This is a genomic window from Streptomyces sp. NPDC001415 (assembly GCF_053597395.1).
The window spans coordinates 416,049-442,609 of the sequence record NZ_JBSFIE010000002.1 but is presented as its reverse complement, the minus strand read 5'-3'; the positions used below and the strand labels follow the sequence as shown (position 1 = coordinate 442,609).

General features: G+C 70.6%; 25 protein-coding genes. 11 read left to right on the top strand and 14 right to left on the bottom strand.

Annotated elements, in window-relative coordinates:
- The first annotated feature begins 408 nt into the window (after positions 1 to 408).
- Together ACWC2B_RS04225 and ACWC2B_RS04220 are read left to right on the top strand one after the other, a co-directional pair.
- Positions 409 to 1,053, top strand: a complete 645-nt coding sequence (locus tag ACWC2B_RS04225; protein ID WP_450714875.1) for an IclR family transcriptional regulator — start codon at positions 409 to 411, stop codon at positions 1,051 to 1,053.
- Positions 1,054 to 1,261: 208 nt separating this feature from the next.
- Entirely contained in the window at positions 1,262 to 2,050 is a 789-nt protein-coding gene (locus tag ACWC2B_RS04220) for a S16 family serine protease (RefSeq protein WP_450714874.1), read from the top strand.
- Here ACWC2B_RS04220 and ACWC2B_RS04215 read toward each other — a convergent pair.
- The 8 genes from ACWC2B_RS04215 to ACWC2B_RS04180 form a co-directional block, all read right to left on the bottom strand.
- Positions 1,983 to 3,293 carry an MFS transporter gene (locus tag ACWC2B_RS04215; RefSeq protein ID WP_450714873.1) on the bottom strand — a complete coding sequence of 437 codons (1,311 nt, stop codon included), beginning with the start codon at positions 3,291 to 3,293 and terminating at the stop codon, positions 1,983 to 1,985. The genes ACWC2B_RS04220 and ACWC2B_RS04215 overlap by 68 nt on opposite strands.
- Positions 3,290 to 3,469 (bottom strand): hypothetical protein, encoded by a 180-nt coding sequence (locus tag ACWC2B_RS04210; protein ID WP_450714872.1) that lies wholly within the window; start codon positions 3,467 to 3,469, stop codon positions 3,290 to 3,292. The genes ACWC2B_RS04215 and ACWC2B_RS04210 overlap by 4 nt, the downstream gene beginning before the upstream one ends.
- Positions 3,470 to 3,485: 16 nt before the next feature.
- The gene (locus tag ACWC2B_RS04205) at positions 3,486 to 4,139 is read right to left on the bottom strand and encodes an ArsR/SmtB family transcription factor (protein ID WP_450714871.1); all 654 of its coding nucleotides are present in this window, start codon (positions 4,137 to 4,139) and stop codon (positions 3,486 to 3,488) included.
- A gap of 89 nt (positions 4,140 to 4,228) precedes the next feature.
- Positions 4,229 to 5,212, bottom strand: a complete 984-nt coding sequence (locus tag ACWC2B_RS04200; RefSeq protein ID WP_450714870.1) for a glycine betaine ABC transporter substrate-binding protein — start codon at positions 5,210 to 5,212, stop codon at positions 4,229 to 4,231.
- On the bottom strand, positions 5,212 to 6,096 hold the full coding sequence (locus tag ACWC2B_RS04195) for an ABC transporter permease (RefSeq protein ID WP_450714869.1): 885 nt from the start codon (positions 6,094 to 6,096) through the stop codon (positions 5,212 to 5,214). Before ACWC2B_RS04195 ends, ACWC2B_RS04200 begins: the two co-directional genes overlap by 1 nt.
- On the bottom strand, positions 6,093 to 7,295 hold the full coding sequence (locus ACWC2B_RS04190; RefSeq protein ID WP_450714896.1) for an ABC transporter ATP-binding protein: 1,203 nt from the start codon (positions 7,293 to 7,295) through the stop codon (positions 6,093 to 6,095). The genes ACWC2B_RS04195 and ACWC2B_RS04190 overlap by 4 nt, the downstream gene beginning before the upstream one ends.
- A gap of 103 nt (positions 7,296 to 7,398) precedes the next feature.
- Positions 7,399 to 8,046 carry an ABC transporter permease gene (locus ACWC2B_RS04185; RefSeq protein WP_450714868.1) on the bottom strand — a complete coding sequence of 216 codons (648 nt, stop codon included), beginning with the start codon at positions 8,044 to 8,046 and terminating at the stop codon, positions 7,399 to 7,401.
- A 26-nt stretch (positions 8,047 to 8,072) separates the two neighbouring features.
- The gene (locus ACWC2B_RS04180) at positions 8,073 to 8,558 is read right to left on the bottom strand and encodes an Lrp/AsnC family transcriptional regulator (protein ID WP_450714867.1); all 486 of its coding nucleotides are present in this window, start codon (positions 8,556 to 8,558) and stop codon (positions 8,073 to 8,075) included.
- Between the two features lie 121 nt (positions 8,559 to 8,679).
- Here ACWC2B_RS04180 and hppD point away from each other — a divergent pair, with 121 nt between their 5' ends.
- Positions 8,680 to 9,822 (top strand): 4-hydroxyphenylpyruvate dioxygenase, encoded by a 1,143-nt coding sequence (hppD, locus tag ACWC2B_RS04175; RefSeq protein ID WP_450714866.1) that lies wholly within the window; start codon positions 8,680 to 8,682, stop codon positions 9,820 to 9,822.
- A gap of 108 nt (positions 9,823 to 9,930) precedes the next feature.
- Here the strand turns inward: hppD and ACWC2B_RS04170 are convergent, their stop codons facing one another.
- Entirely contained in the window at positions 9,931 to 11,577 is a 1,647-nt protein-coding gene (locus ACWC2B_RS04170; RefSeq protein ID WP_450714865.1) for a tetratricopeptide repeat protein, read from the bottom strand.
- Between the two features lie 99 nt (positions 11,578 to 11,676).
- On the opposite strand from ACWC2B_RS04170, the gene ACWC2B_RS04165 reads away from it, so the two are divergent.
- Positions 11,677 to 13,044 carry an FAD-binding oxidoreductase gene (locus tag ACWC2B_RS04165; RefSeq protein WP_450714864.1) on the top strand — a complete coding sequence of 456 codons (1,368 nt, stop codon included), beginning with the start codon at positions 11,677 to 11,679 and terminating at the stop codon, positions 13,042 to 13,044.
- Between the two features lie 10 nt (positions 13,045 to 13,054).
- On the opposite strand, the gene ACWC2B_RS04160 is transcribed toward ACWC2B_RS04165, so the two are convergent.
- Both ACWC2B_RS04160 and ACWC2B_RS04155 read right to left on the bottom strand, forming a co-directional pair.
- Positions 13,055 to 13,546, bottom strand: coding sequence for an SsgA family sporulation/cell division regulator (locus ACWC2B_RS04160; protein ID WP_450714863.1), 492 nt, complete (start codon positions 13,544 to 13,546; stop codon positions 13,055 to 13,057).
- A 204-nt stretch (positions 13,547 to 13,750) separates the two neighbouring features.
- A complete protein-coding gene (locus ACWC2B_RS04155) occupies positions 13,751 to 14,917 on the bottom strand; it encodes a hypothetical protein (protein WP_450714862.1) in 1,167 nt (388 codons plus the stop codon).
- A 465-nt stretch (positions 14,918 to 15,382) separates the two neighbouring features.
- Here ACWC2B_RS04155 and ACWC2B_RS04150 point away from each other — a divergent pair, with 465 nt between their 5' ends.
- Complete coding sequence (locus tag ACWC2B_RS04150) at positions 15,383 to 16,771, top strand: RDD family protein (protein WP_450714861.1); 1,389 nt, start codon at positions 15,383 to 15,385, stop codon at positions 16,769 to 16,771.
- An 85-nt stretch (positions 16,772 to 16,856) separates the two neighbouring features.
- Entirely contained in the window at positions 16,857 to 17,654 is a 798-nt protein-coding gene (locus ACWC2B_RS04145; RefSeq protein WP_450714860.1) for an RDD family protein, read from the top strand.
- Here ACWC2B_RS04145 and ACWC2B_RS04140 read toward each other — a convergent pair.
- On the bottom strand, positions 17,640 to 17,975 hold the full coding sequence (locus ACWC2B_RS04140; protein WP_450714859.1) for a hypothetical protein: 336 nt from the start codon (positions 17,973 to 17,975) through the stop codon (positions 17,640 to 17,642). The genes ACWC2B_RS04145 and ACWC2B_RS04140 overlap by 15 nt on opposite strands.
- A 420-nt stretch (positions 17,976 to 18,395) precedes the next feature.
- Here ACWC2B_RS04140 and ACWC2B_RS04135 point away from each other — a divergent pair, with 420 nt between their 5' ends.
- Together ACWC2B_RS04135 and ACWC2B_RS04130 are read left to right on the top strand one after the other, a co-directional pair.
- Complete coding sequence (locus tag ACWC2B_RS04135) at positions 18,396 to 20,786, top strand: immune inhibitor A domain-containing protein (protein ID WP_450714858.1); 2,391 nt, start codon at positions 18,396 to 18,398, stop codon at positions 20,784 to 20,786.
- A gap of 135 nt (positions 20,787 to 20,921) precedes the next feature.
- Positions 20,922 to 21,221, top strand: a complete 300-nt coding sequence (locus ACWC2B_RS04130; RefSeq protein WP_450714857.1) for a hypothetical protein — start codon at positions 20,922 to 20,924, stop codon at positions 21,219 to 21,221.
- Positions 21,222 to 21,233: 12 nt separating this feature from the next.
- Here the strand turns inward: ACWC2B_RS04130 and ACWC2B_RS04125 are convergent, their stop codons facing one another.
- Both ACWC2B_RS04125 and ACWC2B_RS04120 read right to left on the bottom strand, forming a co-directional pair.
- On the bottom strand, positions 21,234 to 21,821 hold the full coding sequence (locus tag ACWC2B_RS04125) for an isochorismatase family protein (RefSeq protein ID WP_450714856.1): 588 nt from the start codon (positions 21,819 to 21,821) through the stop codon (positions 21,234 to 21,236).
- Positions 21,822 to 22,001: 180 nt separating this feature from the next.
- The gene (locus tag ACWC2B_RS04120; protein ID WP_450714855.1) at positions 22,002 to 23,330 is read right to left on the bottom strand and encodes a nicotinate phosphoribosyltransferase; all 1,329 of its coding nucleotides are present in this window, start codon (positions 23,328 to 23,330) and stop codon (positions 22,002 to 22,004) included.
- Positions 23,331 to 23,861: 531 nt separating this feature from the next.
- Between ACWC2B_RS04120 and clpS the strand changes: the two genes are divergently transcribed.
- From clpS to ACWC2B_RS04105, 3 genes are all read left to right on the top strand, one after another.
- A complete protein-coding gene (clpS, locus tag ACWC2B_RS04115) occupies positions 23,862 to 24,167 on the top strand; it encodes an ATP-dependent Clp protease adapter ClpS (RefSeq protein ID WP_393136623.1) in 306 nt (101 codons plus the stop codon).
- Positions 24,167 to 24,748 carry a DUF2017 domain-containing protein gene (locus ACWC2B_RS04110; protein WP_450714854.1) on the top strand — a complete coding sequence of 194 codons (582 nt, stop codon included), beginning with the start codon at positions 24,167 to 24,169 and terminating at the stop codon, positions 24,746 to 24,748. Before clpS ends, ACWC2B_RS04110 begins: the two co-directional genes overlap by 1 nt.
- A gap of 320 nt (positions 24,749 to 25,068) precedes the next feature.
- Positions 25,069 to 26,532 carry an amino acid permease gene (locus tag ACWC2B_RS04105; protein WP_450714853.1) on the top strand — a complete coding sequence of 488 codons (1,464 nt, stop codon included), beginning with the start codon at positions 25,069 to 25,071 and terminating at the stop codon, positions 26,530 to 26,532.
- Positions 26,533 to 26,561 lie beyond the last annotated feature (29 nt).

The following is a 26,561-nucleotide window of genomic DNA, read 5'->3' as shown; positions in this document are numbered from 1 at the left end:
CCACAGTCCGTCAGGAACCAGTCGCTGCGACAGATCGACACCCACAAGCGGTAATGATGCCGCAGCTCACCACATCACCACGTGAGACATCCTCTTAGGTCCCGAACGTGATCGAACAGGGATCAAATTCGTTCTCCACGGGCATTGTTTTGTCCATCCGTTGGGGTCGGTTCGCCCATTCCAGGGGGCCGGGAATTCTGCTCGCGCCCGGATTCTGGACGAGGTCTTCCGCTGAGCGGTGTCCGCTCGCTAATGTCCCCGCCATGCAAACGCCCCGTGGCAGCGTCGCCGCGGAGCGCAGCCGGTGCCTTGGCCTCGCCGGCGGGCTCCGCGCGCGATGCCGATGGGACCGGCGCCGCGAACCACGTGAGAGTGCCGCCGCGACTCACCACTTAAGGAGTGGGTGTCGTGACCGCGGAGACCTCCCAGACGCTCGACCGGGGACTACGTGTCCTCAAGCTGCTCGCCGACACCGACCACGGTCTGACGGTCACCGAGTTGTCCAACAAACTCGGCGTCAACCGCACGGTCGTCTACCGCCTGCTCGCCACCCTGGAGCAGCACGCCCTCGTACGACGTGATCTGGGCGGCCGCGCCCGGGTCGGGCTCGGGGTGCTGCGCCTGGGCCGCCAGGTGCATCCGCTGGTCCGCGAGGCCGCGCTGCCCGCGCTGCGCTCGCTCGCCGAGGACATAGGCGCCACCGCCCACCTCACCCTCGTCGACGGCTCGGACGCGCTCGCCGTCGCCGTGGTCGAGCCGACCTGGACCGACTACCACGTCGCCTACCGCGCCGGGTTCCGGCACGCCCTGGACAAGGGCGCGGCCGGCCGGGCGATCCTCGCGGCCCGGCAGGCCGGGGGCCTCGCCGAGCCCGGGTTCACCCTCACCCACGGCGAGCTGGAGGCCGGGGCGAGCGGGGCCGCCGCGCCGCTGGTCGGGGTCACCGGGATAGAGGGGAGCGTCGGCGTGGTGATGCTCGCCGACGCCGTGCCCGAACGGGTCGGGCCCCGGGTCGTGGACGCGGCGAAGGAAGTCGCCGACGCCCTGCGCTGAGCCGGCGCCCTGGGCCGGAGCGACGCCCTGTGCCGGAGCGACCCCCGGGCCGGGCGACGCCCCGCCGCATCGAGCCGGAGCCCCGCGCCGACGCCCCGCGCCGAAGCCCCGCCGTAGCGGGCCAGGGTGCGGACCGGGCCCCGGTCCCGCTCGGCCCCGCCCGGGCCCGTGCCCCGGGCCGCCAAGTGCGTACGGCTAGATTGGAGCCGTGCTCACTCGTCACCCCCGCCTCCGTAACCTCGCCATCGGCGCCTCTCCGGTCGTGGCGCTGCTCGCCGTCGCCTGCTTCGCGCCGCTGCCGTTCGCGGTGGCGCAGCCGGGGCCGACCGCGAACGTGCTGGGCGACGACGGGGGCAAGCCGGTGATCACCATCTCCGGCGCGCCCACCCGCCCCACCAGCGGGCAGCTGCGGATGACCACCATCGTGGCGACCGGGCCCAAGGCGGACGTCGGCATCTCCGACGTCGTCGACGGCTGGTTCCGTACCGATCGGGCCGTGATGCCGCGCGACTCGGTCTACCCGGGCGGTGGCAGCGAGAAGGAGATCTCCGAGCACAACCAGGAGCAGATGAAGCAGTCGCAGGACGCCGCCGCCGTCGCGGCCCTCGGCTACCTCGGCCTCAGCCCCGACAAGGTCAAGGTCGACCTCCACCTCGCCGACGTCGGCGGCCCGAGCGCCGGGCTGCTCTTCACCCTCGGCATCATCGACAAGCTGAACGGCAACGGCTCCGGCGGCGACCTCACCGGTGGCCGCAACGTCGCCGGTACGGGGACGATCACCGGCGGCGGTGACGTCGGCGCGGTCGGCGGGGTCGCGCTCAAGACGCAGGCCGCCGCCCGGGACGGGGCGACCGTCTTCCTCGTGCCGAAGGCGGAGTGTTCGGACGCGCAGTCCGAACTGCCCAAGGGGCTGCGCCTGATCCCCGTGACTACGCTGAAGGGTGCGGTGTCCGCGCTCCAGGCGCTGCAGAAGGGCGACCCGGTTCCGTCCTGCTGACGGCGCCCGCGTCCATGTCCTTCCAGGCAGGGAAGACCAGCGGGCTCAGCGTCGCCAGGAGGTAGACCCCGCCGACCGCGAGCAGCGCACCGCGCACCCCGGCCGCCTCCACGAGGAAGCCCGCGGCGAGCCCGCCGAGCGGCATCGCCAGTTCGCAGCCCGCCGTGAGCACCCCGGCGACCCGGCTGCGCAGCTCGTCCGGCACCTTTTCGTAGATCACCGTGGTCAGGATCGGGTTGAGCGCGCCGCTCGCGAGCCCGGCGACCAGCATCGTGACGGCCAGCGGCAGGGTGGTGCCGGTCAGCGCGGCGACCGCGTACCGGGGCGCACCGCACAGCAGCACACAGACCGTGAAGACCGTACGGCGCGAGAAGCGGTGGCCGACCAGGCCGTACAGGAGCGCGCCGGACAGGCCGCCCGCCCCGAACAGGGCCGCGAGCAGGCCGAGTTGGGTCGCGCCGCCCAGCTCCTGCTCGGCGTGGACGGGGAGCAGTACGGCGGTCCAGCCCTGGTCGGTGCCGTTCATCAGCATCACCATCATGACCACCGCGAGCAGCAGCCGGGTGCGGGCCAAGTAGCCGTATCCTTCGCGGAGTTCGGCCTTGTAGGTGCGCGGGGAGACCGGTGGCGCGTCGCGCCGGGGGCGGGCCGCACGGACGTCACGCAGGCCGGCCGCGACGAGCACCGCCGAGACGGCGAAGGTCGCGCCGTCGATGACGAGTACGTTCCCGGCGCCGGTCACCGCGATGAGCACGCCGGCCAGGGCCGCGCCGGTCATCCGGGAGCCACGCGCGACGGCGTCGTACACGCTGGCCGCGCGCGCCAGGGTCGTACCGGACTGGCGGGCGAGGTCCGGAAGCAGGACGTAGCGGGCGGTGACGCCCGGGGTGTGGGCGAGGCCGCCGAGTGCCATCAGGGCGCACAGCATCCAGAAGGCGAGGAGCCCCGTGTGGTGCAGGAGCGGGATCGCGGCGACCGCGAGCCCGCAGACGACATCGGAGCCGACCGAGACCCGGCGGCGGCCGACGCGGTCGATGACCGGGCCGCCGATCAGCGCCGAGACGACGATCGGCAGCGTCGCGCAGAAGGCGACGACCCCGGCCCGGCCCGCGCTGCCGGTGGTCTCAAGGACGAACCACGGCACCCCGATGAGGGTGAGTGAACTGCCGCTCGCGGAAACGGCGTTGGCGGTCAGTACGGCTACGAGCGGCTTTCGGTCGCGGTGTCCCCCCGGCCCGCTCATGCGAGGCGGGCCTGCCGGCGGGGCGCCTGCTGGGTCAGTCGAAGGCCCAACTCGACCAATATCCAGCCCAGTTGGGCACGCAGCTCGCGGGGCTCGCGGGGGAGTGCGGCACGGGCCTCGGTCTCAAGCTCGGCGGCGCGCAGATGGTGCATCAGGAGGTGGGTGTCGCTGTGCATGGCGGCGGCGGTCCTTTCAGCGGGACGGGCGGGAGCGCGGGAAGGAGTGCAGATGGACGCGGACCTGGGCGGCGTCGTCGGTCTCGGCGGGCGTGAGGGTGCGGTACGTCTCGACGACGGCGTGCAGCTTCTCGCTGAGTTCGTGCAGCTGGGCCGCGGTGAGGTTGAGCGTGAAGTCGCTCAGGTCGCCGCTGGTGGACCAGGGCTCGGGCCAGTCGTGCATGGTGGCGAGCCAGGTCGAGAGCTCCTGGGTGTGGATATTGGCGATCTCGTGCAGGAACAGGTTGGCCGCGCCCCGCACTTCCGGGTCGGTGCTGGTGTGCAGGTCGTCGGCGAACGACGTGCCGTTGTGCATCGCCTTCCACCAGCGCTCGCGGCCCTTGCCCCGGCCGGGGTCGTCCTCGACGAAGCCGTGCGCGGCGAGCTGGCGCAGGTGGTAGCTGGTCGCGCCGCTCGACTCGCCCAGCCGCTCGGCCAGTTGGGAGGCGGTGGCCGGGCCGTCGTGGCGCAGCGACTTCAGGATGCGGATCCGCAGCGGGTGGGCGAGGCCGCGCAGGGAGCGCGCGTCGAGGATGCGCTCCCCGGCCGCGTTCTCGGGGTGCTTGCCGGTCCGCTCAGCCTTGTCGGCCTGGTCGTTGTGGGGCGTCTCGGGCTTCTTGCTCTCGGGCATGGTCCAAAGGTAGCTCTGCAAAGACAGTGTTGCAACGCTTTCTTTGCATCAACTTCTTTGCACAGGGTTCTTCGCGAGCCGTACCGGGCTCACCCCTTCTTGATGAACCCCTCCCGCACCAGCCAGTCCAGCGCCACGTCGTGCGGGTCCTGGCCGTCCACGTCCACCTTGGCGTTGAGGTCCCGGGCGACCTGGGTGGTGAGCTTGGCGCTGACCGGGTCGAGGAGGCCCGCGATCGCCGGGAACTTCTCGTACGTCTTGCTGTGCAGCTCGGGCGCCGCGTTGTAGTTGGGGAAGAAGTGCTTGTCGTCCTGGAGGGTCGCCAGGTTCATCGCCTTGATGCGGCCGTCGGTGGTGAACACCTCGCCGAGCAGGCAGGAGCTGGACTGGGACACCTGGGTGTAGATGATCCCGGCGTCCATCTTCTGGATGTTGGAGGCCGGGACCGACATCCCGTACGCCTTCTCCATGCCGGGCAGTCCGTCCTCGCGCGAGGCGAACTCGTTCTCCACGCAGATCGTCACCGCCGAGGGGTCCTTCTTCGAAAGGGCGGCCACGTCCGAGAGCGTCTTGAGGTGGTACTTGGCGTTGTTGGCCTGGCTGATGCCGAGCGCGTACGTGTTGTCGAGGGTCGACTGGGGCAGCCACGTCACGCCGTTCTTCAGGTCGGCGTCGCGCACCGCGAGCCACTGCGCCTGCGGATCCGTGATCGGCTTGGCATTGCCCTGGTAGGTGATCCACGCCGTGCCCGTGTACTCGTACATCGCGTCCGCGTCACCCTTGACGATCGCCTCGCGGGCGCTGATCGACCCGGGCAGGTTCGTACGGTCGAGGACCTCCGCGCCGGCCGCCTTGAAGACCAGGCCGACCATCTGGCCCAGGATGATGTTCTCGCTGAAGTTCTTCGACGTGACCGTCAGGGAGGCCCCCTTGAGGGGCAGGCCCTTGCCGACCGAGCCCGGCACCACGTCGTCCACCATCGGCGATCCCGACTTGAGCCCGCAGCCGGACACCCCGGCGAGCAGCGCCAGGGCGCCCGAGGCGGCGGCCAGTGCCGTACGGAGCTGCCGCATCACCCCACCTCCAGTCCGCGCGGGGTCAGCGCCACCTCGGCCAGCGAGGCCAGCCAGTCCACGAGCAGGGCGAGCGCCACCGTCAGGATCGAGCCGAGGACCAGGACCGGCATGCGCTGGGTCTGGATGCCGGAGGTGATCAGGTCGCCGAGGCCGCCCCCGCCGCCGAACGTGGCGAGCGTCGCGGTGCCGACGTTCAGGACGAGCGCGGTGCGCACCCCCGCGAGGATCAGCGGTACCGCGAGCGGCAGTTCGACCTTGCCCAGGGTGCCGAGCGCCGACATGCCGATGCCGCGCGAGGCCTCCACCAGCTGCGGGTCGATCGCCTTGAGCCCGGCCACCGTGTTGGAGAGCACCGGCAGGACCGCGTAGATCACCATGCCGATGACGGCGGTGCCGGGCCCGATGCCGAGCCAGATCACCAGGAGCGCCAACAGGCCGATGGCGGGGGTGGCCTGGCCGATGTTGGCGATCGCGGTGACCAGCGGGGCCGCCCGGCTCACCCCGCGCCGGGTCAGCGCGATGCCCAGCGGGATCGCGATGATCAGCACCCAGAACGTGGAGACCGCGGTCAGCTTCACGTGCTGCCACAGCCGCAGTTGGACGTTGCCGTTGTTCAGGGAGTTCTTCGCGATCGAGTCCAGGTGGACATGGGTGATCCAGAAGTACGTGATCACGAGGACGACCGCGATGACGAGCGGCAGGAACACCAGCTTCTGCCAGGTGATCCGCCGGGCCGGCTTCCCGGGCGCCGGGCTCGCCTCCTCCTCGGGCTCGGCGAGCGCGTCGGTCAGGTCGTCGGTCAGCTCGTCGCGGAAGGCGTGCCCCTTGACCTCGTGCTCGCCCGGGGGGCGTTCGGCGGAGGCGGGGTTCTTGGGCGTCATGACTCCTCCGCACCGCCCTCCAGCTCCTGTTCGGTCTGGTGGTGGCGGAGTTCCTCCAGGTCGTGCTGGTGCTCGATGGCGGCGAGCCGGTCGGCCTCCAGGAGCTCGTGCACGGAGTTCATCAGCGTCTCCATGTCGACGACGCCGATGTACTCGCCGCGCCGCCCGGTCACCGCGACCCGGCCGCCGGAGTCGATGAGCACCGCCTCCAGGGCGTCGTGCAGCGTCGCGTCCCGGGTCACCGTGTCGTGCACCAGCTGGCCGGCGCGCGCGAGCGAGCCCTTGGCGCGCATCAGGTCGCCGCGCCGCAGCCACTTGTAGGGCCGGTTCCTGCGATCCAGCATGAGCAGCTCGTTGTGCGGGCCGCTGCGCAGCTTGTTGAAGATCGACTGGAGTGGGTCGTCCACGGTGACCGTGGGGAACCCGGCCATCTCCACATCCCGTACGCGGGTGAGGTTGAGCCGCTTGAGGGCGGCGCCCGCGCCCACGAAGCCGGACACGAAGTCGTCGGCCGGGTTGGTGAGGATGGCCTCGGGCGTATCGAATTGAGCGATGTGTGATCGTTCGCGCAGAACGGCGATTCGATCGCCCAGTTTGATCGCCTCGTCGAAGTCGTGGGTGACGAAGACGATCGTCTTGTGCAGTTCGTGCTGGAGGCGGATCAACTCGTCCTGGAGGTGGTCCCGGGTGATCGGGTCGACCGCGCCGAACGGCTCGTCCATCAACAGGACCGGCGGATCGGCCGCCAACGCCCTTGCCACGCCCACCCGTTGCTGCTGTCCGCCGGAGAGCTGGCGCGGGTAACGGCCGTGGAAGTCGCGCGGGTCGAGCCCGACCAGGTCGAGCATCTCCTCGACCCGGTCCCGCACCTTCGCCTTCGACCAGCCGATCATCTTCGGTACGAGCGCGATGTTCTCGGCCACCGTCATGTGCGGGAACAGCCCGGACGACTGGATCGCGTACCCGACCTTGCGGCGCAGCTTCACCGGGTCGATGTCGGTGACGTCCTCGTCGTTGATCCGGATGCGTCCGGAGGTCGGCTCGATCAGCCGGTTGATCATCTTGAGCGTTGTCGACTTCCCGCAGCCCGACGGGCCGACGAAGATGACGGTCTCGCCCGCCTTGATCTCCATGGTGACGCTGTCCACCGACGGGTTCGGGTTGCCCGGGTACCGCTTGGTGAGGTTCTCCAACTGGATGGAGGCGCCCGAGGCGGCCCCCGAATCAGGGGCGCCGCCCGGCTCGGACTCGGATCGCTCGGACTCGGATCGCTCAGGCACGGATCCCTCAGACACGGATCGCTCAGACACGGATCCCCCTCGGGATGGTGAGACGGCCGATCAGTACGTACGCCGCGTCGAAGAGCAGGGCGAGCACCACGATGCCGAGGGTGCCCGCGAGCACCTGGTTGATGGCGTTGGCGCTGCCGAGCGAGGCGATCCCACGGAAGATCTCGTTGCCGAGCCCGGGGCCCGAGGCGTACGCCGCGATCGCCGCGATGCCCATCAGCATCTGCGTGGAGACCCGGATGCCGGTGAGGATCGGCGGCCAGGCCAGCGGGAGTTCGACCCGCAGCAGCCGCGCGAGGCGCGACATCCCAATGCCCTTGGCCGCGTCCACCAGCGAGGGGTCGACGCCACGCAGGCCCACGATCGAGTTCCGGACGATCGGCAGGAGCCCGTACAGGGTCAGGGTCACGACGGTGGGCGCCACGCCCAGGCCCACCAGCGGGATCAGCAGACCGATCATGGCGAGCGAGGGGATGGTGAGGATCGACGAGGTCGACGTGATCGCCAGGCCCGCCGCCCAGCCGCTGCGGTACGTCACCACGCCGATCACGATGCCGAGTACGGTCGCGATCACCATGCACTGGAACACCGCGCTCGCGTGCTGGAGGGCGTCGGTGAGCAGCTGCTGGTGCCTGCTGGACAGGTAGTCCCAGAAACCCACGCGTGCTCACCCCTGTCGGTCCCGGGTCAGGCACCGCCGGGGGCGGAGTCCTGAGCCGCCTGCTCCACCAGCGGGATGATCCGCAGCGGGACCGGGTTCTCCATGACGATCGCCGTGGAGGCCCGGACGATGCCATCAAAACCGACAACCCGGTCGATCACACGTTGGAGATCGGCGTTGGAGCGGGCCACCAGACGGCACAGCATGTCGCCGTGCCCCGTGGTCGTGTGCAGCTCCAGAACCTCGGGCACGCCTCCCAAGTGGGCCCGTACGTCCGCCCCCTGGCCCTGTTTGATCTCCAGCGTGGCGAACGCCGTGACCGGGTAGCCGAGCGCCGCCGGATCGACGTCCGGGCCGAAGCCCCGGATGACTCCATTCGACTGAAGCCGGTCGAGGCGTGCCTGGACCGTGCCGCGCGCGACCCCGAGCCGCCGCGACGCCTCCAGGACCCCGATCCGGGGCTCCCGCGCGAGCAGCACGATCAGCCGCCCGTCCAGATGATCGATCGCCATGGCCGCCTCCGGATGGTCATCATGTACAGAACGCCTCCCCATACTGGCCAGTCGCTGTACGGATTGACCAGTGAAAACGCGAACTATTGCGCAGCTTGCCGGACAGAGGGACTCTGCCGCCATGACTGAGACCATGCATCACACCCCCGAATCCGCGCGACAGGCCGACCCCTTCCCGGTGAAGGGCATGGACGCGGTCGTCTTCGCCGTGGGCAACGCCAAGCAGGCCGCGCACTACTACTCGACGGCCTTCGGCATGAAGCTGGTCGCCTACTCGGGACCGGAGAACGGCAGCCGCGAGACCGCCAGCTACGTGCTGACCAGCGGCGCAGCCCGCTTCGTGTTCACCTCCGTCATCAAGACCGCCACCGACCGGGGCCGCTTCCTGGCCGAGCACGTCGCCGAGCACGGCGACGGCGTGGTGGACCTCGCCATCGAGGTGCCGGACGCGCGGGCCGCGTACAAGTACGCCACCGAGCACGGTGCCACCGGCCTGGAGGAGCCGCACGAGGTCTCCGACGAGCACGGCACCGTCGTCCTCGCCGCGATCGCCACGTACGGCAAGACCCGGCACACCCTGGTCGAGCGCTCCGGCTACACCGGCCCCTACCTGCCGGGCTTCGTCGAGGCCGCGCCGATGGTCGAGACGCCCAAGCGCTTCTTCCAGGCGATCGACCACTGCGTCGGCAACGTCGAACTCGGCAAGATGAACGAGTGGGTGGCGTTCTACAACAACGTCATGGGCTTCACCAACATGAAGGAGTTCGTGGGCGACGACATCGCCACCGAGTACTCCGCGCTCATGTCGAAAGTCGTCGCCGACGGCACCCTCAAGGTGAAGTTCCCGCTCAACGAGCCGGCCATCGCCAAGAAGAAGTCGCAGATCGACGAGTACCTGGAGTTCTACGGCGGCCCCGGCGTCCAGCACATCGCGCTCGCCACCAACGACATCGTCGCCTCGGTGAAGGCCATGCGGGCCGCGGGCGTGCAGTTCCTGGACACCCCCGACTCGTACTACGACACCCTCGGCGAGTGGGCCGGCGAGACCCGGGTGCCGGTGGAGACGCTGCGTGAGCTGAAGATCCTGGTCGACCGCGACGAGGACGGCTACCTGCTGCAGATCTTCACCAAGCCGGTGCAGGACCGCCCGACCGTCTTCTTCGAGATGATCGAGCGGCACGGTTCCATGGGCTTCGGCAAGGGCAACTTCAAGGCGCTCTTCGAGGCGATCGAGCGCGAGCAGGAGAAGCGCGGCAACCTCTGACCTGCAACTGGTCACGCGCGTACGGTAATTGAGTTACCGTCATTAGTCTGCGGCCCCACGGACCTGACCCGTGGGGCCGCGGCTCTTTTCGTCCGCTCTCACTCCCGCTCAGCGGCGCCGCCTCTGCTTGCGGGGCTTGACCGGCCGCTTCGGCCCCGAGTTCGAGCTCGACCCCGCACTCGACGAACTCGCCGAACCCGATGAATTCGACGAACCCGTCGAACCCGGCGAACTCGCCGGCGGCGAGGCCGCGTTGGAGGAGGCCGCCGCCTCGGCGGCCGCCGCCACATAGCCGTACATGTCCTTCGGGCCACCCTCCGGCGGCTCGCCGAGCGCCGCGAGCGCCTCGTTCGCCTTCGGCGCGAGCACCGGCGAGAAGTACGGGTTGGTGCGCAGCGTGTCCTGGAAGTGGCGGCGGGCCGCGCCGAACTGGCCGAGATCGCGCTCGATGACGGCCTGGTGGTAGGAGAACAGGGCGTCGCGCACCCCCGAGTCGGTCGCCTTGCGCGCGTGGACCAGCGCCTCCTCCGTCTCGCCCGACCGGTACATCGCCCAGCCCAGCGCGTCCTCCGCGGCCGCGCTCGGATGCGTCTTCCACTCGGCTTCGAGCCGGTCGAGGGCGGTGCGCGGGGCCCCGTGGTCGGCCTCGAAGCGGCCAAGCACCAAGGAGTCGTCCACCCCGTTGGACTCGTCCCGCTCGGCCAGCTCGCGCAGCTTGTCGAACCAGGTCCGCGCATCGCCGTCCAGACCCTGCGACTCGTACAACTCGCCCAGTCCCAGGAGGTATTCGGGGCGCGGCAGTACGGCGATCGCCGCCAGGTAGTCGCGCTGGGCGTCCGCCTGTTGGCCGAGCGCGACCTTGGCGCGGGCCCGGCCCGCCAGCGCCTCGTGCGTGCCCGGATCGGTGCGCAGCGCCGCGTCGTAGTGCGCGATCGCCGCCTGCGGCTCGCCCCGCTCCCACGCGAGATCGCCCACCGCCACCAGCGTGGCCGCCTTCTGCGCGGGCGACGTGGCGTGCCCGAGCGCCTCGTCGAGCGCGGCCGAGGCGTCCTCGCGCCAGCCGTGCTCGCGGTAGACCTCGGCCGCCTGGGTCAACGCGGCCGTACCGCCCCGGAGTTCGAGCAGCTTCTCCACCGCCTGGGCGGCGGACTTCGCGTCACCGAGCCCGTTGTACGCCTCGATCAGCGCGGGGTAGAGCGTCCACCGATCCGCCTTGCGGGCGCGTACGCCCTCGGCCAGGGTGCGCGCCGAGGCGTAGTCGTGCCGGGCGTTGGCGAGCGCCGCGAGCCCGGTCTCGGCATCCAGGTTGTCCTTCGGCCGCACCTGGAGCGAGCGCCGCAGCGCCCACTCGGCGCGCGGGTAGAACGAGGAGTCGGCGCCCCGCACCCCGCGCTCCAGATAGGCGGAGCCGAGCACCGCCCACGACGCGGCGTCCGTCGGATGGGTGCGCACCCAGTCGGCCCGGTCGGTGATGAGCGCCGTCACGTCGCCCAGGGAGGCGGGCGCCCCGGAGGCGACCGCCGTCAGGGCCCGGGCCGCCGGGCCCGGGGCGGGCGGCGCCTTCGGCCCCTCGTCCGGCATGATCAGCAGGACGCCGCCGATCAGCACGGCCGCCGCCAGCCCCACCAGGACGGCCCGCTTCAGGGCCGGCGGCGGCCCGGCCGGCGGCGAGGTCCGCCCGGCCGCGGCCGCCGCCGACATCCAGGCCGCCCGGTGTGCCGCGTCCGCATCCTGTTCGGTCTTCGCGATCTCCATGGCGCTCACTGTGCGTCAATACGAAGAGCGCACCCGGTCCCGCCCGACCGACCGGGGAAAGGGTTCACACCGATGGCCCCCGAGTGCCAGGCTGAAGGCATGGACGATCTTCTCGAACGGCTGCGTGAGGGACTCCCGGCGGACGCCGTCATCACCGACCCCGACATCACCGGTTCCTACGCGCACGACATGGCGAGCTTCTGCGCCGCGGGCAGCCCGGCCGTGGTCGTGCTGCCGCGCACCGCCGAGCAGGTCCAGCACGTGATGCGCACGGCGACGGCACTGCGCGTGCCCGTCGTGCCGCAGGGCGCGCGCACCGGCCTGTCCGGCGCGGCCAACGCCAGCGACGGCTGCATCGTCCTGTCCCTGGTCAAGATGGACCGCATCCTGGAGATCAACCCGGTCGACCGGGTCGCGGTCGTCGAGCCCGGCGTCGTCAACGCCGTACTGTCGCGCGCGGTCCATGAACACGGGCTCTACTACCCGCCGGATCCCTCCAGTTGGGAGATGTGCACCATCGGCGGGAACATCGGCACCGCGTCCGGCGGTCTGTGCTGTGTGAAGTACGGGGTGACCGCGGAGTACGTCCTCGGCCTTGAGGTCGTGCTCGCCGACGGGCGGCTCATGAGCACCGGGCGGCGCACCGCCAAGGGCGTCGCCGGGTACGACCTGACCCGGCTCTTCGTCGGCTCCGAGGGCAGCCTCGGCATCGTGGTGAAGGCGGTGCTCGCCCTGCGCCCCGCGCCGCCGCCGCAGCTGGCGCTTGCCGCCGAGTTCGGCTCGGCCGCGGCCGCCTGCGAGGCCGTCGTACGGATCATGGAGCGCGGGCACGCCCCGTCGCTGCTCGAACTCATGGACCGCACCACCATCCAGGCCGTCAACCGCATGGCCAACATGGGTCTGCCGGACAGCACCGAGGCGCTGCTGCTCGCCGCCTTCGACACCCCGGACGCGGCCGCCGACCTCGCGGCCGTCGGCGAGCTGTGCACCGCCGCGGGCGCCACCGAGGTGGTCCCGGCCGAGGATGTCGCCGAGTCCGAACTCCTGCTCCAAGCACGGCGGTTGTCGCTCACCGCCCTCGAAACGATCAAGTCGGCGACGATGATCGACGACGTGTGCGTGCCGCGCTCCCGGCTCGCCGCGATGCTCGAAGGCACCTCCGCCATCGCCGCCAAGTACGGGCTGACCATCGGCGTCTGCGCGCACGCGGGCGACGGCAACACCCACCCCGTGGTCTGCTTCGACGCCGCCGACGAGGACGAGTCGCGGCGCGCCCGCGAGTCGTTCGACGAGATCATGGCGCTCGGTCTGGAACTGGGCGGCACCATCACCGGCGAACACGGCGTCGGCGTACTCAAGAAGGAATGGCTGGCCCGCGAGCTCGGTCCGGTGGGTATCGAGATGCAGCGCGCGGTGAAGCACGCCTTCGACCCCCTGGGCCTGCTGAATCCGGGCAAGCTGTTCTGAACGCGGCCCCTCACGCACCCTCCTCCGGCCGGGACTCGTCGGAGGGCCACGGGTCGCGCAGCCACAGCTCGTCCACGGCGCCGCGGCCGGTGGTCGGTGCGAGCAGCTCGGCCAGGCCGTCGTCGATGCCGAGCTGCTCGGTCTCAGAACCCGGCGGCACCACCCGCAGCGTCCGCTCCAGCCACGCCGAGACCTGCGCGGCCGGCGCTTCGAGCAGCGCGTCGCCGTCCGGCGAGGTCAGCGCCATCAGGATCACGCTGCGGCCCTCGACCTTGGTCGGCCAGATCCGCACGTCGCCGTGACCGCACGGCCGGAACACCCCCTCGACCAGGAGCTCGCGCGCGAAGGTCCAGTTGACGGGGACGTCCGAGCCGATGTGGAAGGTGATGTGCACGGCGTACGGGTCGTCGGTGCGGTAGGTCAGCCGGGCCGGTACGGGGATGCTGCGCTCGGGCGACAGCACCAGTTTGAGCTCCAGTTCGCGTTCCACCACGGTGTGCATGAGGCGTCTCTCTTCCCTTTCCCTGTACGGGTTCGCAGGACGAGCCCGTACGTGCGGTACGAGGCCCGGGCGCGGGCCGTACAGGTGAGAGCGCGTTCCCCCGTGGTCATGACGCGACTTCGGGACGCTTTTCCGAAAAACTTTTTTGAGCGGCCTTGCCGAGCGGTCCGAAGGCGGGCGACCGGGGCCGCGCACCGGCCCGCCTCACGGCGGACCCGAGCCGTTGAGCCAGCTCGCGCCGTACACCGCCGAGCCGAGCGCGAGGACGGCGACCACCGCCACCGCCCGCGCCGCGCGCACCCGGGACAGTGCGAGCGCCACCGGAAGCAGCAGCGGGAAGGCCGGAAGCAGCAGCCGGGGCTTCGAGCCGAAGTAGCCCGACGAGCACAGCGCGAGGGCCATCACGATGCCGGTGTAGACGAGCAGCGGGAGCGGCTGGCGCCCGCGCACACACGCCCAGTACGCCCAGAGCGCCAGCGCGGTGCCCGCGACCAGGCCGAGCCCCGCGAGCACCACGGGCCAGCCGCCGAGGTGGGCCACGATGAACTTCCCGTACGCCAGGCCCCCGTCGAAGCCGTTGCCCCACTCGGCCTGGACGTCGAGATAGGCCAGCGGGTTGCCCCGGCGCAGCCCGACCCACAGGACGTAGCCCGCCGCGCCGAGCGGGGCGAGCAGCGCCCCGGTGAGCATCCGCGCCCCGATGCGCCGGGTGCGCCGGGCCTCGACCGCGGCGCCCGCCCACAGCGCGGCGGCGACCGCGAGCCCCACCGGACGGGTGAGCCCCGCCAGCGACGCGAGGAGCCCGGCCTCGATCCAGCGATGCCTGAGAACCGCGTACAGCGCCCAGGCGGCGAGCGCGACGAAGAGGGCCTCGCTGTACGCCATCGACTCGACGATCCCGACCGGGACCGCCGCCCACAGCGTCACCAGGAGGAGCCCCGCCCGATGGCCATGTATCTGATGGCCTATCAGATACATGGCCCAGGCGGCGGCAAGCCCCGCGAGGCCGCTGATGAGCAGTCCCGCGTCGCCCGGGCCGAGCGGGCTCACCGCGGCGACGGCCTGCTCCAGCCAGGGAAGCAGCGGGAAGAACGCCATGTCGGACAGGACCCGGCCGTCGGGCGCGGTCAGCGTGAAGTCGTAGCCGGACTCGGCGACCCGCACGTACCAGAGCGAGTCCCAGCGCGCGGACAGCAGTGCGTGGGCGTCGCTTCCGCCGGCGCGGGACCAGAGGGCGAGGACCAGCAGGCCGAGCGCGCGGACCGCCGCGAAGGCCGCGACCGCCGTCCAGGCCCGCCGTAACGGAGGCGCCCCCGCCGGGGAACCGACGGCCGGTTCGTCGTGACCGGTTCGGCCGGGCCCCACGCGCATTGCTCACTCACTTTCCTGACCGGCCGGGCCGGGTGCACCAGTTCGATCCGCCACGACTGTACGCACTGGTCGGACCAGGCGGCGAAGCCCGGTCCCACTCCGCCCCGCGCCGCGCCGACGTCGCCCGTACGCGGGCTTCCTCCCCGGCTTCTTCCTACGGGCCCGGGGTTCTTGGTTAGGGTCTGTCCGATGGGTCCGGCTGGGCGCAGTGGGCCAGGCTTCTCGTCACGGCTGAGCGGGGCCTGGTGCGTGCAGCTGCAAGGCGGAGGAGGGCGGCGACGCGGAGCGTCGGCAACCGACGACAACGCCGCAGATGTGCGTGCCAGACCCCGCGTGCCCCTGCAGGACCCACCGGGGAGGCCCTAATGTCCTCCTGGGACAAGCGGAAGCGGCCGGTCGGTGTCAGGGCCGGGCGGCGTACCGCGGTAGAGATCAAGTGTGCTGGATCGGAACGGAGTTGGGGACATGGCGACGGTTCCTCCTGACAGTGGCGGGAGCGTAGCCCGGGAAGGGTATTACCCGGACCCCTCCATTCCCGGATATGTCCGGTACTGGAACGGGGTCTCCTGGGTGCCCGGCACGAGCCGGCCCGCCCCCGCCGCGGGTGAGGCGCCGCCCACCCCGCCGCCGGGCGCCGCCCCCGCCCCGGCCCCCTCCCTCGCCTCCGCGCCGCCGGCCGTGGCGAACCCGAACCCCGCCGAGGAGACCGGCCCGGTCTTCCTCGACGAGCCCGAGGCCGCGCCCGCCGCGCAGGACCAGGGCGCCCGGCCGCAGCCCGCCTGGCGCGCGGACGCCGCCCACCAGTCCGGCTTCGGTGGCGACCAGGACCGCCGGGTCTCCTGGGGACAGCCGGTCGATCCGCGCGGCCTGCCCGAAGCGGCCGACCCGCGCCGCCTTCCCGACCCCCGGCGGCCCGGACCCGTACCGCCTTCGCAGCCGGCGGCCCCCGTACGGCCCGGTGGATCGGTGCCGCATCAGCAGCAGGGCGCGCGGCTCGCGGGGGCGATGCCGCCCGCCGCCGTGGAACCGCCGCCCGCGCGGCCCCAACTGCCCGCCCCGGCCGCCCCGGTCCGCCCGGCGACACCGGGCGGCCCGTACGCCGCGCCCGCCCAGCCGCAGCAGCCGCCGCAGGCCAGGCTCATGGAGCCGGGTGCCGCGCAGCCCGCTCCTCCCGTACAGCCGCACCAGGCACAGCCCCATCCCGCCGTGCCCGGATCGCCCATGACGGCGGGGCCCGGGGGAGGGGCCGCGTCCTGGGCGCAGCAGGTGCACCAGCTCGCCCAGCCCGAGCCGCAGGCCTCCGAGCCGGTCGTGCCGTGGAAGCCCCCGGTCGCCGACCCGTTCCTCGCGGCCGCCCAGGCGCAGGCCTCGGCCAGGCCCGCCGGGCTCGGCAGGCGGCTTGTCGCGCGGCTCGTCGACACCGTGCTGCTCGGCGGCGCCGTCGCGGGTCTCGCCGTACCGCTCGTCCCGCAGGTCACCGACCACATCCAGGAGAAGATCGACGCGGCGAAGCTGTCGGGGCGGACGGTCACCGTCTACCTCCTCGACGGCACGACCGCGGGCTTCCTCGGCATCGTCCTCGGCGCCTTCCTCGTCCTCGGCCTGCTGTACGAGGCGCTGCCCACCGCCAAGTGGGGCCGCACGCTCGGCAAGAAGCTGTGCGGGGTGCAGGTGCGCGGCATCGAGTCGTACGAGCCGCCGACGTTCGGTCAGGCGGTGCGCCGCTGGCTGGTCTACGGGGTCCTCGGGCTGCTCGCGGTGGGCGTGGTCAACGTGGCGTGGTGCCTGTTCGACCGTCCGTGGCGCCAGTGCTGGCACGACAAGGCGGCCCGCACGTTCGTCGCGCAGGGCTGAGACCCCCGGCGCATTCGGGCCGGGCCGTCCCTCGAACGGCGCCCGTACCGTTGCGGGGGCCTCGCGCGCGCGGTGCACTACCGGCATGAGCACCGATCAGCCGCCGCCCGGTCAGCCGCCCGAGGACGACCCGTTCCTCAAGAAGCCGCCAGAGCCTCCGCAGAGCGGTTCTCCCCACGGCGGCTCGCAGCCGCCGCCCGCCGGGCCGCCGGGTGGTGACTCCCCCTACGGCTCGGGCCCGCCGCCCGGCGGTGCCGGGCCCTACGGTGCTCCGCCGCCCCCCGTCGGCGGCGGCGGTCCGTACGGCGGGCCGCCTCCCCCCGGTGGTGGCTCGCCGTACGGCAGCGCCCCGCCGCCCTCCGACCCCTACGGGGGCGGGTACGGCGGTGTCGATCCGCTGGCCGGGATGCCGCCGCTCGCCGACTACGGCAAGCGGTTCCTGGCCCGCTTCCTCGACTTCCTCATCATCGCGGTCCCGCTCGGCCTGATCGAGTGGGGGACCAGCAACCGCTTCGTCATCTCCACGAACAACAGCGACTCCGGCACCGAGGTGGTCAGCAAGGCGTACTCCGGCAGCGGGCTGCTGTGGCTGCTGATCTCGCTCGTCGCCTACATCGGCTACGACACCCTGATGGTGTCCAAGTCCGGTCAGACGCTCGGCAAGAAGTGGTTGGGGCTGCGGGTCGCGATGCTCAACGACGGCAGTGTGCCCACTTCCAACGCGGCGCTCGCCCGGGCCGCCGTGCTCTGGGCGCCGTTCGTGATCTGCTGCTACTGCCTGTGGGACATCATCCTGATGATCACAATCGTGGCGGACAAGCCGTACCGGCAGGGCTGGCACGACAAGGCCGGCAAGACGGTGGTGGTCTCAACCACGCAGTGAGTGCTCGCGCGTGGCCGTCCGCTGTTCGCGGAGGGCCGGAACGCTCAGGGCGGCGGAAGTCTCCACGACGGCCGCACGGTTCACCGGTGCCGCGCCGCCGGCCAGGACCGTGCGGCCGTCGGCGTTCGCGTCCGCGCGCGCCCGGCGGGGCAGCGGCATGGGGACGGTGACGGCGACGAGCAGGCCGAGCAGCAGGGCCGCGAGCACGATGACGGCCACCCCGACCCCGGACTCGGTGCGCGAGAGCAGCAGCATGGCGACGGTCGAGAAGACGACGGTGGCCGAACCGTAGGAGAGCTGTGCGGCAGTGGGACGCGGCATGGCGTTATCCGTCCTCATGGTTCGGATAGGGGTGGGCCTCTCAACGGTTCTCAACCGGCAGACCTGGCAGCCGGATCGCACTGTCAAGCGACTCTACGACGGTCCATGCCCGAGCGGAACTGTTGGTAAGCGTGACCTAACCCACGGTGCCGGTGCACAGGGGGCGCACGGAGTCATTCCGCGAGGCGGCGCCGTCCGGATGGCGAGACGTGCGCACCGGTTGTCCCGGTCTGTTAGCACAAGTGTCACGTTCGGATAGCGGAACTCGCCTACTGCATAATGTACTTGGCACAAACAAGTCAAGATCTGTCTTTTCTTTGGTAACTCCGGTCCAATGTCGTCACTTGAGACGCGTGTCGCGCACCGGAACCAGTCCCTCACCCCCCGGTTCCTGCCGGCCGCGGGGGAGGAAAACATCAAGTGACCAGCAGCAGGAAGGCGGCAAGAGCCGCCGCCGTGCTCGTGGCTCTCGCCACGGCCGGCGCCACGGGCTCGGCATACGCCACGGCCCAGGCGGACTCGAAGGCTCCGGCACCCGTAGTCCGCCAAGACCCGTCCACGGCCAAGGGTCAGGAGCACAACCTCAAGGGCCCGTTCAGCGACCAGCAGGCCCAGCAGCGCCAGGCGGCGCTGGAGCAGGTCATCTCCGGCAAGAAGACGGTCGAGAAGAAGGACGGCTCCAACGTCGTCAAGCTCGACGACAACAAGTACGTCGAGCTCGGCCGGCAGAAGACCGACAAGATCTTCACGATCCTGGTGGACTTCGGCGACCAGGTCGACAACACCACGATGTACGACCCGGACGGCCCCGCCGGACCCAAGCCGCCGCAGCCCAAGTACGGCGGCACCCCCGGCCCGGCGCACAACCAGATAGCCAAGCCCGACCGGGCGAAGGACAACTCCACGGCCTGGCAGGCCGACTACAACCAGAAGCACTACCAGGACCTGTACTTCGGTACGGGCCAGGGCGTCAACTCGCTGAAGACGTACTACGAGAAGACCTCCTCGGGGCGCTACTCGGTCGACGGCCAGGTCACCGACTGGGTCAAGATCCCGTACAACGAGGCCCGCTACGGCTCCAACTACTGCGGCCAGACCAACTGCGCCAACGTGTGGGACGCCGTCCGCGACGGCGTGAACGCCTGGGTCGCCGACCAGAAGGCCAAGGGCCAGACGGACGCGGAGATCAAGGCGACCCTGGCTCAGTACGACCAGTGGGACCGCAACGACTACAACAACAACGGCAACTTCAACGAGCCCGACGGCTACATCGACCACTTCCAGATCGTGCACGCCGGCGAGGACGAGTCGGCGGGCGGCGGCGCCCAGGGCACCAACGCCCTGTGGGCGCACCGCTGGTACGCGTACGGCACGGACGCGGGCAAGACCGGCCCGGCGAACAACAAGGCCGGCGGCACGCAGATCGGCGACACCGGGATGTGGGTCGGCGACTACACGATGCAGCCGGAGAACGGCGGCCTCGGCGTCTTCGCCCACGAGTACGGCCACGACCTCGGTCTGCCGGACCTCTACGACACCACCAACACCGCGGAGAACTCGGTCGGTTTCTGGTCGCTGATGTCGGCGGGCTCCTGGCTCGGCACCGGCAAGGACTCCATCGGAGACATGCCGGGCGACATGACCGCCTGGGACAAGCTCCAGCTCGGCTGGCTCAACGCCGAGACGGTGAAGGCCGGTACGGACAAGACGGTCAAACTGGGCGTCTCCGAGTACAACACCAAGGACAAGCAGGCGCTTGTCGTGGAGCTGCCCAAGAAGGAAGTCACCACCACCGTCGTGAAGCCCGCCGAGGGCTCCAAGCAGTGGTGGAGCGGCATGGGTGACAACCTCAACAACACCCTGACCCGCGGCCTCGACCTGACCGGCAAGTCCAAGGCGTCCCTGGACCTTTCGGGCTGGTGGGACATCGAGAAGGACTACGACTTCCTCTACACCGAGGTCTCCACGGACAACGGCGCCAGTTGGAACGCGATCGACGGCACCGCCGACGGCAAGGCCATCACCCGCGACTCCAGCGACAAGCCGGCCCTGACCGACGCCTCGGGCGCGTACAAGAAGCTGTCGTTCCCGCTCGACAAGTTCGCCGGCCAGAAGATCCAGCTCCGCTTCCGCTACCAGACGGACGGCGGCGCGGGCGGCAAGGGCTTCACGGCCGACGCGATCACCGTCACCGCCGACGGCGCGGCCGTCGTGACCGACGGCGCCGAGGGCGACGACAACGGCTGGACGGCGAAGAACTTCACCCGCATCGGCGAGTCGTTCACCAACGACTACCCGCAGTACTACATCGCGGAGAACCGCCAGTACGTCTCGTTCGACCAGACCCTCAAGGTCGGCCCGTACAACTTCGGCTTCTCGGGCACCCGCCCGAGCTGGGTCGAGCACTACCCGTACCAGAAGGGTCTGCTCATCTGGCTCTGGGACACCTCCCAGAAGGACAACAACGTCTCGGCCCACCCGGGCCAGGGTCTGATCCTGCCGGTCGACGCGCACGCCAAGCCCCTCAAGTGGGCCGACGGCACGCTGCTCCGCAACAAGGTCCAGCCCTTCGACGCGCCCTTCAGCTGGTACCCGACGGACAGCTTCACGCTGCACAAGGCGGACGTCGCCACGAAGATCAACTCCCAGATGGGCGTGCCGATCTTCGACGACCACCACGGCACCTACTGGTACGCCGAGAACCCGACCGGGAGCGTCAAGGTTCCTGACACCAAGACCCGGATCTCGATCGTCAACCAGCCGCTGGACGGCTCGACGGTCACCGTGAAGGTCGGCTCCTCGATCAAGTAATTTTAAAAACCGCAGGTCAAACCATGATCGGCCGTCGCCCTCTAGCGGGGCGGCGGCCGCTCGTGTTTAGGTGCGTCTACGAGTCCTTATTGACAGCGGGTCCAACGCGTCGTCTTACAGGGGGAGTGGTCCGGCATGCCCGGCGGAGGTTTCTGCAAGCTGCCAGGCGGCAGCGTGGTCGTCGCGCTCACGCTGCCGAACCCGGCCGCACCCGGCACGAACGTGCGCATCCTGGTGCACGCCGTCAACCGCGCCCGCGCCCTGACCAGGCTGCGGAACCTCGGTCTGCGGGCGGTCTATCTGCGCGGCCAGACCGAGCCGCCGACGCTGGACGAGATCACGGCCGTACTGCACCATCCGGACGGCCTGCTGTGGCGCACGGCCCCCGAGACCACGGAAGAGCTCTGGCACCCGATACGCGCCCTGCTCCAGTAGGCGGGCCCCGCTCTACACCACGGGCTTGCCGGACAGCTCGACCCCGGCCGCCCGCATCTCCTCCAGGGCCTGCGAGGTGGTGTGCTCGGCCACCCCGGCCGTCAGGTCGAGCAGCACGTGCGTGGCGAACCCGGCGCGCACCGCGTCCAGGGCGGTGGCCCGCACGCAGTGGTCGGTGGCGATGCCGACCACGTCGACCTCGGTGACCTGCCGGGCCCGCAGCCAGTCGGCCAGCGAGACACCGTTCTCGTCGAGCCCCTCGAAGCCGCTGTACGCGGCGGCGTACGCGCCCTTGTCGAAGACCGCGTCGACCGCGCCGCAGGCGACCGTCGGCGCGAAGTTGGGGTGGAAGCCCACACCCTCCGTACCGGCGACGCAGTGCGCGGGCCAGGAGTGCTCGAAGTCGGGAGCGTCCGAGAAGTGCGCGCCCGGGTCGATGTGGTGGTCACGCGTCGCCACCACGTGGCGGTAGGCGGACCCGGCCGCCTGGCCCACCAGGTCGGTGATCGCGGCGGCGACGTCCGAGCCGCCCGCGACCGCGAGGGAACCGCCCTCACAGAAGTCGTTCTGGACGTCCACGACGATCAAGGCGCGGTGCATGTCGGCTGTCCTTCGGTCTGCGGCCCGGGGGTCGGGGGCTGTTCCTTGAGCGTAGAGACTTCGTTCGGCGCGCGGCAGGGGGCAAACGGGGGCGGAAACCTCAGAGCCGGTGTCTGAGAGCCTGTGTCTGAGCCCCGCCCGGATCAGACACCGGCTCTCCACATGCGGGAGCCGTACGGCTCAGACGTACTCGGTCGGGATGACCGGCTCGCCGCGCGACAGCTGGATCGCGGACATCGGCAGCGCGGCCAGCGCGTCGATGTGCCGCTCGCGGGCGCTCTCCAGCGGCTCGCGGGCCACCACCGCGCCGCCCTTGACCAGCTCGGCCAGGAGCTGGCGGTCTGCGAGCGCGGTCGGTACCGCACCGGTGCCGATGACCTCGGCCTCGGCGATCCCGTACGCGTCCGAGCGGCGCGCGGCCCACTTGCGGCCGCCGACCGACGACTTGGCGCCCAGCGACTTCTTGGCGACGGGGATCAGCGGGGCCTTCGGGTCGGCGGACTGGGCGCGGGCCACCAGCTTGTAGACCATCGAGCAGGTCGGGTGCCCGGAGCCGGTGACCAGCTGGGTACCGACCCCGTACGCGTCCACGGGGGCGGCGGCGAGCGAGGCGATGGCGTACTCGTCGAGGTCGGAGGTGACCACGATCTTGGTGCTGGTGGCGCCGAGCTCGTCGAGCTGCTGGCGCACCCGGTGGGCGACCAGGAGCAGGTCACCGGAGTCGATGCGGACCGCGCCCAGCTCGGGCCCGGCGATCTCGACGGCGGTGCGCACCGCCTCGGCGACGTCGTACGTGTCGACCAGCAGGGTCGTGCCGCGGCCGAGCGAGTCGACCTGCGCCCGGAAGGCGTCCCGCTCGCTGTCGTGGAGCAGCGTGAAGGCGTGCGCGCTGGTGCCGACGGTCGGGATGCCGTAGCGGAATCCGGCCGCGAGGTCCGAGGTGGAGCTGAAGCCGCCCACGTAGGCGGCTCGCGAGGAGGCGACCGCGGACAGCTCGTGGGTGCGGCGCGCGCCCATCTCGATGAGCGGGCGCCCGCCGGCCGCGGCCGCCATCCGCGAGGCCGCGGCCGCGATCGCCGAGTCGTGGTTGAGGATCGAGAGGATCACGGTTTCGAGCAGCACGCACTCGGCGAACGAGCCCTCGACGCGCAGGATCGGCGAACCCGGGAAGTAGACCTCGCCCTCGGGGTAGCCCCAGATGTCGCCGCTGAAGCGGTACGAGGAGAGCCAGTGCAGGGTGGGCTCGTCGACGATCTTGTTTTGGCGCAGGAAGCCGAGCACGCCCGCGTCGAAGCGGAAGTTCTCGACGGCGTCCAGGACGCGCCCGGTGCCGCCGACCACGCCGTAGCGGCGACCCTCGGGCAGGCGGCGGGTGAAGACCTCGAAGACCGAGCGCCGCTCGGCCGTGCCGGCCTTCAGGGCGGCCTGGAGCATCGTGAACTCGTACTGGTCGGTGAAGAGCGCGGTCGACGGCACGTCCACCGGCAGCCCGAGGTCCGGGGCATTCACAGCGAGCCACCTCGCACTTTCGTCCGGGCCGGGCACACGCCGGCCGGGGTTTCGGGGATCGCCCCCGAAAAAGGGGGCATGTGGGGGATGCTACCCCGAATACTCGTCACTCTGACGATTTCTAGGGCCTGTTCGGCGGATTTGGTCGCCCGCTATGCGGCCCAGCATCTTCGATGCTGGTGAGCGGGGGTCTGGTGCGTCCAGCTGCAAGGCGGAGGAGGGCGGCGACGCGATGGGGGTCTCCCCTGTTCGAGCGGAGCCGAGAACTTGGGGGAGTCGGCAACCGACGACAACGCCGTGGGGGTCCCCCTGGCCCATTAGGCCTTGGGGGAGGGCGTGCCAGGGCCGCGCGTCCGAGACAAGATCCGCAGGACAGGCCCTAGGGGCCCGTTTGTGCGATGACCCGTCCCGGGTGGCAGCATGGAGGCCGAGGATGTGATGTCCGAGGGGTGACCCCCGGACCCCGGCAGGCTGTAATTCCCGGGGCCAGCCCCGGACCCCCGGCAGAAGAGACGAAGGTCGCCCAGAGCCGTGAGCGTTGCCCCCGTAGAGATCGAACGCCCCGAGTCGGCGGAGTCGAGCCTGCCCGTCGCCGAACCCGATGTGCCCTGGGTGACGCTCGTCCACAACGATCCCGTCAACCTGATGAGCTACGTGCAGTACGTCTTCCAGACCTACTTCGGCTACTCGAAGGACAAGGCCCACAAGCTGATGCTCGACGTGCACCACAAGGGACGGGCCGTGGTCTCCAGCGGCAGCCGCGAGGAGATGGAACGGGACGTGCAGGCGATGCACGGCTACGGCCTGTGGGCGACGCTCACCCAGGACCGCGGCTGATGGCCGGGCACTTCGAGGCCCTGCCCCGCGGCGGCGCGGCCGTCGCGCTCGACGAGGTCGAGATCGCCATCCTGCGCTCGCTCGCCGTCCAGCTGCTCGAACTCATCGGGCCCGGCGATGAACCGGAAAAGGACGCGGACCCGCTGGCCGCCCTGTTCGCCGAGGGCCCGAGCGAGCCGCCCGCCGACCCCGCGCTCGCCCGCCTCTTCCCCGAGGCGTACGCGAGCGAGGAGAGCGATGAACTGCGCGCCAAATCAGCCGAGTTCAGGCGCTTCACCGAGAACGACCTGCGCGCGCGCAAGCGCGCCGACGCCCTCGCGGTCGTGCACGGGCTCGACGCGCTGAGCCCCAAGGGCGACGGCGGGGCCGTCCTCAAGCTGACCGCCGAGGACTCCCGGCACTGGCTGGGCGCGCTCAACGACCTGCGCCTGACCATCGCCACCCGCCTCGACATCACCGACGAGGACGAGAGCGGCGAGCTGTACCAGCTGCCCGACGACGACCCGCGCAAGCCGATGGTGATGGCTTATCTGTGGCTGGGTGTGCTGCAGGAAACACTCATCGAAACGCTCATGCCCTGACCGAGCGACCAGCAGATGGCCGTTCGCTCAGCGGACGCTCAAATCCGTATAACGATCCCGTCACCACATCGACCTGCTTTGTCATATTGACGCCCCTTTGTCCACTTCTTCCTGTGGGGTGCGCCACAGTGGCCGATAGGGATCACCCATAAGGCCGTGATAAATCTTCACGACCACCCGGGGACGCCACCCATGTCTCCCGGGGGCGCTTCGACCGGCTGACCGCCGGTGGCACTCCATCCACATCCGGGGGGATCAGGACCTGATCCGCCGCTTCGTGACCGAGGCGGGCGGGTCAGCATGGAGAAAGGCGCACCACCATGACCTCAGCGCAGGTCGACCAGCACGACGACCGTCCTGCCGGCAATGAGGCCGCGGGGACCGCCCACAGTCCGAGCGAGGGCTCGGGCGAGGGATACCAGCGGGGCCTCGGGGCCCGGCAGATCCAGATGATCGCGATCGGCGGTGCCATCGGCACCGGCCTCTTCCTCGGCGCGGGCAAGGCCATCTCGAAGGCCGGCCCCAGCCTCATCCTGGCCTACGCCATCGCGGGCCTGGTCATCTTCTTCATCATGCGCGCCCTCGGCGAGCTGCTCATGTACCGCCCGGTGTCGGGCTCCTTCTCGGAGTACGCCCGGGAGTTCGTCGGCCCGTTCTGGGGCTTCGTCACCGGCTGGACGTACTGGCTCTTCTGGGTCGTCACCGGCATCACCGAAGTCACCGCGGCCGCCCAGTACATGGCCTTCTGGACCCACAGCGACGTCCCGCAATGGCTGTACGCGCTGGTCTTCACGCTCATCCTGTACGCCGTGAACCTCATCTCCGTGAAGCTCTTCGGCGAGCTGGAGTTCTGGTTCTCCATGGTCAAGGTGACCGCCATCGTCGGCATGATCCTGATCTGCGCCGGCATCCTCACCGTCGGCTTCTCCGACGCCGCGGACACCGCCACCGTCGCCAACCTCTGGAACGACCGCGGGTTCTTCCCCAAGGGCATCGGCGGCACGCTGATGACCCTGCAGATCGTCATGTTCGCCTTCCTCGCCGTCGAGCTGGTCGGTGTGACCGCGGGCGAGTCCAAGGACCCCGAGAAGACCCTGCCCAAGGCCATCAACACCGTGCCGTGGCGCATCGCCGTCTTCTACATCGGCGCCCTGATCATGATCCTCTCGGTCGTCCCGTGGCACGAGTTCCAGCCGGGCGTCAGCCCCTTCGTCGCCGCCTTCGAGAAGATGGGCCTCGGCGTCGGCGCCGCCATCGTCAACTTCGTCGTGCTGACCGCCGCGCTCTCCTCCTGCAACTCGGGCATGTACTCCACCGGCCGCATGCTGCGCGACCTCGCGCTCAACGGCCAGGGCCCCAAGGTCTTCACCAAGCTGACCAAGAGCGGCACCCCGCTGGTCGGCACCACCGTCTCCGCCGCGCTCATGCTGGTCGGCGTGTGGATCAACTACGTGGCACCCGGCAAGGCCTTCGACTACGTGGTCTCCTTCGCCACCATCTCCGGCATGTGGGCCTGGATCATGATCCTGGTCTGTCAGATCCGCTACCGCCGCCTGTCGGACGCCGGCGCCCTGCCGCAGTCCAGCTTCCGCGCCCCCGGCGCCCCGTACACCAGCTGGTTCGCGCTGATCTTCATCTTCATGGTCATCGTGATGATGGGCATCGACAAGGACTCCCGCGTCTCGCTGTACTGCGCACCGCTGTGGGGCCTGATCCTCGGCGTCTCCTACCTGGTCCTGAAGGCCAAGAACCCGGAGAACAAGGCGTTCGAGAAGCGCAACTGAGTCTCTGACCAGCACGTTCTCACCATGCG